The 238-nt window shown below is 68.9% G+C and carries 1 protein-coding gene; it reads left to right on the plus strand.

What is annotated here, in order from left to right:
- A partial coding sequence (locus KVT45_RS55625) for a class I tRNA ligase family protein (protein ID WP_217562770.1) occupies nt 1–238 on the plus strand: 238 nt, incomplete at both ends.

The raw sequence follows: 238 nt of genomic DNA on the forward strand, positions 1-238 counted from the left end.
TCGCGACCAATGGCGAAGAGCAGCTGGTGGTGGCCGAGCCGCTGGACGCCAAGGCGCTCGGCGAGGGCTGGGAGACCACGGGCCAGACCTACACCGGCGCCGAAATGGAGCGCTGGACCTATCAACGTCCGTTCGTGCTCGTGGAGTTCCCGGAACCGGCGCACTACGTCGTGAGCGCGGAGTACGTCACGACCGAGGACGGTACGGGCCTGGTCCTCCAGTCCCCCGCCTTCGGCGG

Source organism: Streptomyces sp. GbtcB6 (assembly GCF_019091475.1).
GTDB lineage: Bacteria > Actinomycetota > Actinomycetes > Streptomycetales > Streptomycetaceae > Streptomyces > Streptomyces hyaluromycini.